The organism is Pelagicoccus sp. SDUM812005, assembly GCF_031127875.1.
Taxonomy (GTDB): domain Bacteria; phylum Verrucomicrobiota; class Verrucomicrobiia; order Opitutales; family Opitutaceae; genus Pelagicoccus.
This window is the reverse complement of the sequence record NZ_JARXIA010000036.1, coordinates 23,619-29,756: the sequence shown is the minus strand read 5'-3', so window position 1 is coordinate 29,756 and position 6,138 is coordinate 23,619. Positions and strand designations below refer to the sequence as shown.

The 6,138-nt window shown below is 59.5% G+C and carries 5 protein-coding genes, 1 tRNA gene and 1 pseudogene; 4 read left to right on the top strand and 3 right to left on the bottom strand.

Going from position 1 to position 6,138, the window contains the following annotated elements; all coding sequences use genetic code 11:
• The 4 genes and pseudogenes from QEH57_RS25035 to QEH57_RS24040 all read left to right on the top strand — a co-directional run.
• Positions 1 to 150, top strand: a pseudogene (locus tag QEH57_RS25035) (alcohol dehydrogenase); the annotation flags it as partial.
• A gap of 218 nt (positions 151 to 368) precedes the next feature.
• Positions 369 to 803: an L-fucose mutarotase gene (gene fucU, locus QEH57_RS24050; RefSeq protein ID WP_309009357.1), complete on the top strand. Its 435-nt coding sequence runs from the start codon at positions 369 to 371 to the stop codon at positions 801 to 803.
• Positions 804 to 1,027: 224 nt separating this feature from the next.
• On the top strand, positions 1,028 to 2,026 hold the full coding sequence (locus QEH57_RS24045) for a hypothetical protein (protein ID WP_309009356.1): 999 nt from the start codon (positions 1,028 to 1,030) through the stop codon (positions 2,024 to 2,026).
• 54 nt (positions 2,027 to 2,080) lie between these two features.
• On the top strand, positions 2,081 to 3,043 hold the full coding sequence (locus QEH57_RS24040) for a hypothetical protein (protein WP_309009355.1): 963 nt from the start codon (positions 2,081 to 2,083) through the stop codon (positions 3,041 to 3,043).
• Between the two features lie 469 nt (positions 3,044 to 3,512).
• Here QEH57_RS24040 and QEH57_RS24035 read toward each other — a convergent pair.
• From QEH57_RS24035 to QEH57_RS24025, 3 genes are all read right to left on the bottom strand, one after another.
• Positions 3,513 to 3,589 (bottom strand) — tRNA-Pro (locus QEH57_RS24035).
• Between the two features lie 68 nt (positions 3,590 to 3,657).
• Positions 3,658 to 4,617, bottom strand: a complete 960-nt coding sequence (folE2, locus tag QEH57_RS24030; RefSeq protein WP_309009354.1) for a GTP cyclohydrolase FolE2 — start codon at positions 4,615 to 4,617, stop codon at positions 3,658 to 3,660.
• A 214-nt stretch (positions 4,618 to 4,831) separates the two neighbouring features.
• On the bottom strand, positions 4,832 to 5,866 hold the full coding sequence (locus tag QEH57_RS24025; protein ID WP_309009353.1) for a LacI family DNA-binding transcriptional regulator: 1,035 nt from the start codon (positions 5,864 to 5,866) through the stop codon (positions 4,832 to 4,834).
• Positions 5,867 to 6,138: the final 272 nt, after the last annotated feature.

Sequence of the window (6,138 nt, the reverse complement as noted above, 5' to 3'; positions counted from 1 at the left end):
CTCGAGCGCCTCGTGCGCTGGGGCGTCAAGCCCTCCGACCTCGTCACCCACCGCTTCGCCCTCGAAAACGTCTCCGACGCCTACTCGCTCATGGCCTCCGGCAAGTGCGGCAAGGTCGCCGTCTGCTTCGACGAAGAGCTCCAAGCCTAACCGCAAGCCAAGGCACGCCTCCTCCTTCCCGACGCCTCAACGGCAGCGGCCCGCGCCAGCCACGCCGCGCAGCAAGGCGGCTTGATCCAAGCGAGCGAGCCCCTATTTCCTTCTGGCGACCTGCGGACCGTTTCGCGCTACAGGCGGCCGCAGCGAGCGCTGCATTCCTCCAAACCAGGAACCAGCGCCCCCCTTAAACCAAAAAATCGATACACAACATGCTCATCGGAATATCTCCCCTGCTCAGCCCCGAATTGCTCAATGCCCTTTACCGCATGGGCCACGGCGACGAAATCGTCCTCGCCGACGCCCACTTCCCCGGCGAATCCTTCAACGCCAACGTGATCCGAGCCGACGGCCTAAAGATCGCGGACCTGCTCGCCGCCATCTCGCCGCTTTTCATCCTCGACCCCTACGTCGAAAACCCGCTCGCCATGATGGCCGCCGTGCCCGGGGACGAGCTCGATCCCACAGTGGAGGCAGGCTACCTCGCCGCCATCCGCAAGACCTGGCCCGAGACCCAAGCCAGCGAACGCATCGAACGCTTCGCCTTCTACGAACGCACCAAGAAAGCCTACACCGTAGTCATGACCGGCGAAACCGCCAAGTACGGCAACATCATCCTAAAAAAAGGCGTCACCCCCATAGCCTAATCGCGTCCAGCGACCCAGCTCCGGAGGACACAAAGCGCTCCCGATCGATTCGTTAGGCATACCTTAGGTCGAGCTCGCCCAGCGTGCCCACAATCCCATGACGCATTTCGCGAAAGCGAAATCGTACTTGATTCGCGCAATGGGCAAAAATAGAATCCGCCCCGAGTTGGCTGGGGAGGAATCGGTTCCCTAGCAACCCTAGGTGAACCTCTATTTTGCCGCTTATGACCCAGACCCATCGTCGTCGTCCGCTGATCCTTGGCGTCCTAATTGTCCTATTGCTCTTTCTCTTGTTGCTGTTCGTTCGCTGCCAGCGTCCAAGTAACGAGACTCCGACGCCTCCGGTTGATGACTCCGCAGAGAGCGCCCCGCCCGCAAGCCAGGCCCCCGCCCCCGAGCCAGATAGCCAAGCTGCCGAGGAGGTTCTCGACCCCGCCACCTTGCAGGCTCCCGCCGAGGTCAGCGCCGGGAAGCGGTTCTCCGTTGATTGGACCGGGCCGGACAACGCCAAGGATTACATCACGATCGTCCGTATGGACGCAGCTGATACAGCCTACGGAAACTACGAGGAAACGCGGCAAGGCAGCCCCCTGCCTTTGCTCGCTCCCATCGAGGCTGGCGAGTGGGAACTGCGTTACGTAGCCGACCGCTCCCGAACCGTGCTGGCTCGCCGTCCGCTGCTCGTGACCGAAAACGCCGTGACCTTGCAAGCCCCAGACGAAGTGATCGCCGGCTCCGTGGTGAGTGTCAGCTGGACCGGGCCGGACAACAAAGGCGACTATCTCACCTTTGTTCCCCGATCCCTCCCCGACGGACGATACGGGAATTACGCGGAAACCCGCAAAGGCTCGCCGCTAGAGATCACCGCGCCGATCGAGCCGGGCGACATCGAACTGCGATACGTGACAGGGCAAGGGGCAAAGGTTCTCGGCCGTTTCCCGCTACGCGTCGTGCCAGCGGAAATAACGCTCTCTGCCCCCTCCACTGCCCGAGCAGGGGAAACGATCAGGGTAAACTGGAGCGGACCGGACAACAAAGGCGATTACCTGACCCTCGTGCCGGCGACCTTGCCGGACGGCCAGTACCAAAGCTACGCCGACACCAAGACCGGCCAGGAGCTCACGCTGACAGCCCCCAAGGCAGCCGGACCTGCAGAGATCCGATATATGTCGGGCCAAGGCGCCCAGGTTCTCAAGCGCGTTCCGATCCTCGTGCTCCCCTAGCGCCATGCGGATTTCGGCGTTGTATCAATCCAGAAAGTACACATCCTCTGGCGGATGGAATCCAACCCTAAAGACTCGGAGAAAGGCTTCTGGAGCTCGCCCGTCGCCATTACGATCGCGACGGCGTTCATTGGCATAATCGGCACTGGCATCGGCGCGCTATCGCAAGGCTACCATGAAACCCTGCTCGAGCGACAAAAGTTCGAGTCGAACCTGATCTTCAAGGCCCTCGAGCCCGAGGACCCGAAGGAGCGGGCCAACTACCTGAAGTTCCTGGTCGAGACCGGACTCATTAACAGCCTCGACGTCGACAAGATCAACAAGCTGGCGGAGCAACCGGAACGCATCCCCGGCACTCGCCCCGCCCTCAAGCTCCAGACCTCCGACGACATTCTCATTTCCAAGAACTCCATTCCCGGCGGAATCGAGATTCTGGACAGACAGAACTGGAACAGTTGGGGGCGGGGCAAGGATGCGTTCGCCGTATCCAAAAACCATGACAAAGGAAGAATCATGGCCTTCGGCCACGACGACATTCTTCGCTATACTGAGGCGAATCGAAAGAACCTGCAGGAATCCTTCAAATGGTTGACCGAGTCGAACGAGAGCAACCTGATCCTCTTCACCGCAAGTCACTGCGAATGGTTCACCAGCAGGGAGTCTCAAGACGATCAGGACAAGCTATTCGCAGAGCTGCGGGATTGGGGCTACACGGTAAAGGTTCTACACGAACCGCTCAGCCCGGCGAACCTTCGAGGAGCGGGAGGAGTGGTCATCGGCAACGCTTGGGGCAATTTCGCCCCGTCCGAACTGGCCGCCCTCGAACGCTACCTAAGCGACGGAGGCGGACTATTCGCGGTGGGCCTAGGATGGTCCTGGAGCACGTATTCGCAAGAAGAGGGGTTTCGCTGCGAGAACAACAACGAGGGACAGGATCCTGCCGACAGTTCCACCTACCCGATGAACAAGCTCCTCTCCCCCTACGGAGCAGCCTGGACCCTGAACACCTTGGAATAACGGTTCGCCCCGAGGTTTAGCAGCCATGACTCAACGCGCGACTGCCCTATACTCCTAGCTTTAGGTTAAAAGCCTGGACAGTGGAGCCTGCCGATCGATGGTTACCTTTCGAAACGCAATTTTGCCGGGCGTCGTAGAGCTTGCGCTTCCCGAAAGCCAGTAAGCCGCATTTGCAGGAGGGAAAGGAGCGATTCAGGTAATGCGGCGTGGCGCAAGCGCCAGACCCTACGATTCACGAATCCCACTGCGATCGCGGATGAACCAAACAGGGACATCTCCGCCACGAGGGGAAGATCGATTTCACCTCAACGCAGAAACGCGAATAAAAGATACGGCGAGGTACTTGCGGCGAACCTAGCCGCCCTCCTCCCCATTACCCTGCCACCCCGCCCCGCCTCAGCGGGGCGGGGTGGCAAGGCACAAAAAAGCCTCTTCCGTAATGACTTACGAAAGAGGCTTTCTTTTCAAATGGTCGGGCTAGCGGGATTCGAACCCACGACCTCTTGTCCCCCAGACAAGCGCGCTACCAGGCTGCGCCATAGCCCGAATTTGAAAGAGCGGCCAATGTGAACAGCCACTCCGCGAAGATCAATGAAAACTTGCGCGAATTTTCATTAGCAAACCAAGGAGTCGAAATCCGAGAAATCCGCTTGGAATCCGCCGGGCACGCCCTTGCAGATGACCGAGACCGCGTCGTGCGAATGCAGCGACTCCAGATGCGAACAGGCCACTTGGAAATCAGCAATACGATCGTCGCTGGCAAGCTGCTCGTAGACGAGGCGGGCCGCGTCTTCCACGAACTTGATGTAAGCTCCGTTGAGCTCGGCGAAGGCTTGCTCGTCCTCGCGCTTGACCATGACCTGGGTCTCGGTCTTGAGGGCCGTCGCCAGATGGCGCTGCAGGTCCTCGATGTCCAGGCTGGCTCCGTCCGCGACCTTGGCGAAGACCCGAGCCTTGCTGCGCTGGGAGTGCGGTATCGAGTAGGCCTCGCGCAAGTCGCGGGCGTGCTCCGCCAGCTCCGCTGAACAGGGGCAGGCAGAGGAGTAGACGAAATCGAAGTGGATCAGCCGCTCGAAGGTGCCGTCCTTGGACAAGCGTCCCTCGAAGGCGCACTTGTAGTATTGGTACCCTTCCAAGCCGCTGCGCAGGCTGGGTTGCAGGATCGGGTAGTTGAAGCGGATGATGATGCGGGCGTCGAAGGCCACCACCTTGTCCCGAAACAAGTCCAGCACCGTGCGCACCGTGTCGATGGTGAACACCTCGTCCTTCAGCTCGTAGAAGGAACGCATGATGCGGGACATGTTGATTCCCTTCAAATTCGCTTCCAAGGAGACCGATCCGGTGATGCTGGCCTCCAGGGTGAGCAACTTGCCGTCGGCGCCGCGAACCGTGAGGGGCAGCTTGAAGTTGGACACGCCCACCTGCTGGATCGGCACCGCCGCGCCTTGCTCCGACTCGACCGCTTCCATGATGTCCGGCATCGATTCCCGATAGGCTTCGGTGGGCTTGAAGGCGGCATCGTACGACCGCTTGACCGGAGCCGCTTCCGCGGGATCGGTTTTGTGCAGGTACATCTTTGGTTTGTTCTTTATCGACATCGGAATTGTGGCTCGTTGCAGCCGTCCTCGGGAAACTCCCCCTTGGCCGCCTACAAAAAATCGAGCCGCCAGTAGAGGTTTCGTCAGAAAAAATGCAAGAAAACAAGGTCAACGCTAAGCCTCGCCCCGCGGCTGCACAACCGAAACAGCGTCGGCCCGGCCCTCGACTGGGAACAATCCCTAGGCCGCCCTAGCGCCACTGGCGCCGAAGCAGCGTCTCCCCCTCAATCCACTCGCTTTCCACCATTTCGATGCGCGGATTGGTGGGAATGCCCAGATCTTGGTTCATGATGCGCGAGACCAAAAGCTCCACCGCCCACTCCCCCATCAAGCGCTGGTTCTGCTGCATCCCCGAGAAACGCGTCCCGTCCAAAAGCTGCGTAACCGCGGCGATCCCCACGTCCCGAGGCACCTCCATGCCGTTGCCCTCCAATATCTTTTGCAGCTTCTCCACCTCCCGGCGATGGTGCACGCAGACGATGACGTCAGGGCGGTTGCTGAGCACCCACTCCAAGGTAGGCTCCGCGCTCACCTCCGCCGTGCGCAAGATCGGCATCAGCGAAGCGTTGCCCAGAGCATGCTCGCACCACCCCAAGTAAGCGCTCGGATAGGAATGAGCCGTACGCCCCTCCTCGTACTCGTTCAACAAGAGCCCCGGCCGCCGGTAGCCCATCGCGTGAAGGCGCTCCAAGGTGCGATACAGGTCGTTGAAAAAATGGCTAGTCACCCGATGCAAGGGCGTCGAAATGCTCAGCCCTATCGTCACGACAGCGTAGTGGTCTAGCTCCTTGGGAAACTCCTCCTCGAAGTTCGGACTGCCGAAGCAGAGCAGTCCTTGGATCCCCCTCGTGTCCAGAACCGAGCTGAAACGCGCCGCGTTCATCCCGGGAGCCTTCAATCCCAAGGATTCTAAACGATACCCCAAAGCCTCGCCCCGCGATCGCATGGCCTCGTAGACCGCAGTCAGGTGCCGTGACCCCTCCCAGGGCCGCAGGGTGTCGTAGAAGGAAATCACCCCGAAGCAAGCCACCGTCGGCCCGCTCCCATTCAGGCGCAAGTGGCTCATCAGCTCGTTCAGCTTGGCGTTAGGCTTGTAGCCCAGGCCCTCCGCCTCCTGTAAAACCCGCTCCCTCGTGTCCGCGGAAATCTTCGGGCTGCTGCGCAAGGCAAGGGAAACCGTGGAAGGCGACAGGCCTAGCTTACTGGCAATTTTTCGAACGCTCATGGGGAATCAAAGAGGTGTTGGGGCAATACTCGACACCATATCGAAAAAACAGGCAGGTCAACGTCTAACGAATGTAAAATTCGTTGCTTAAAATATCCGGATTTCATGCTCAAAACGATGAGTCCCGATTACGTCCTTACCTATAACTTTAGTCATAACACGGCTATATCCACGCACCTAGTCGGAAAATTCAACGTCTACCTTACACGAGGTTGATAAGCCTCAGAAATGCTAAAAGTTCGGTCCTAAAACCAAAAATCCCCACCAACGCC

Bases quoted from the DNA above. Each gene is read 5' to 3' on its own strand.
- folE2 (WP_309009354.1), bottom strand. From the start codon at position 4,617: ATGTACCTGCACAAAACCGATCCCGCGGAAGCGGCTCCGGTCAAGCGG.
- QEH57_RS24045 (WP_309009356.1), top strand. From the start codon at position 1,028: ATGACCCAGACCCATCGTCGTCGTCCGCTGATCCTTGGCGTCCTAATT.
- QEH57_RS24040 (WP_309009355.1), top strand. From the start codon at position 2,081: ATGGAATCCAACCCTAAAGACTCGGAGAAAGGCTTCTGGAGCTCGCCC.
- QEH57_RS24025 (WP_309009353.1), bottom strand. From the start codon at position 5,866: ATGAGCGTTCGAAAAATTGCCAGTAAGCTAGGCCTGTCGCCTTCCACG.
- fucU (WP_309009357.1), top strand. From the start codon at position 369: ATGCTCATCGGAATATCTCCCCTGCTCAGCCCCGAATTGCTCAATGCC.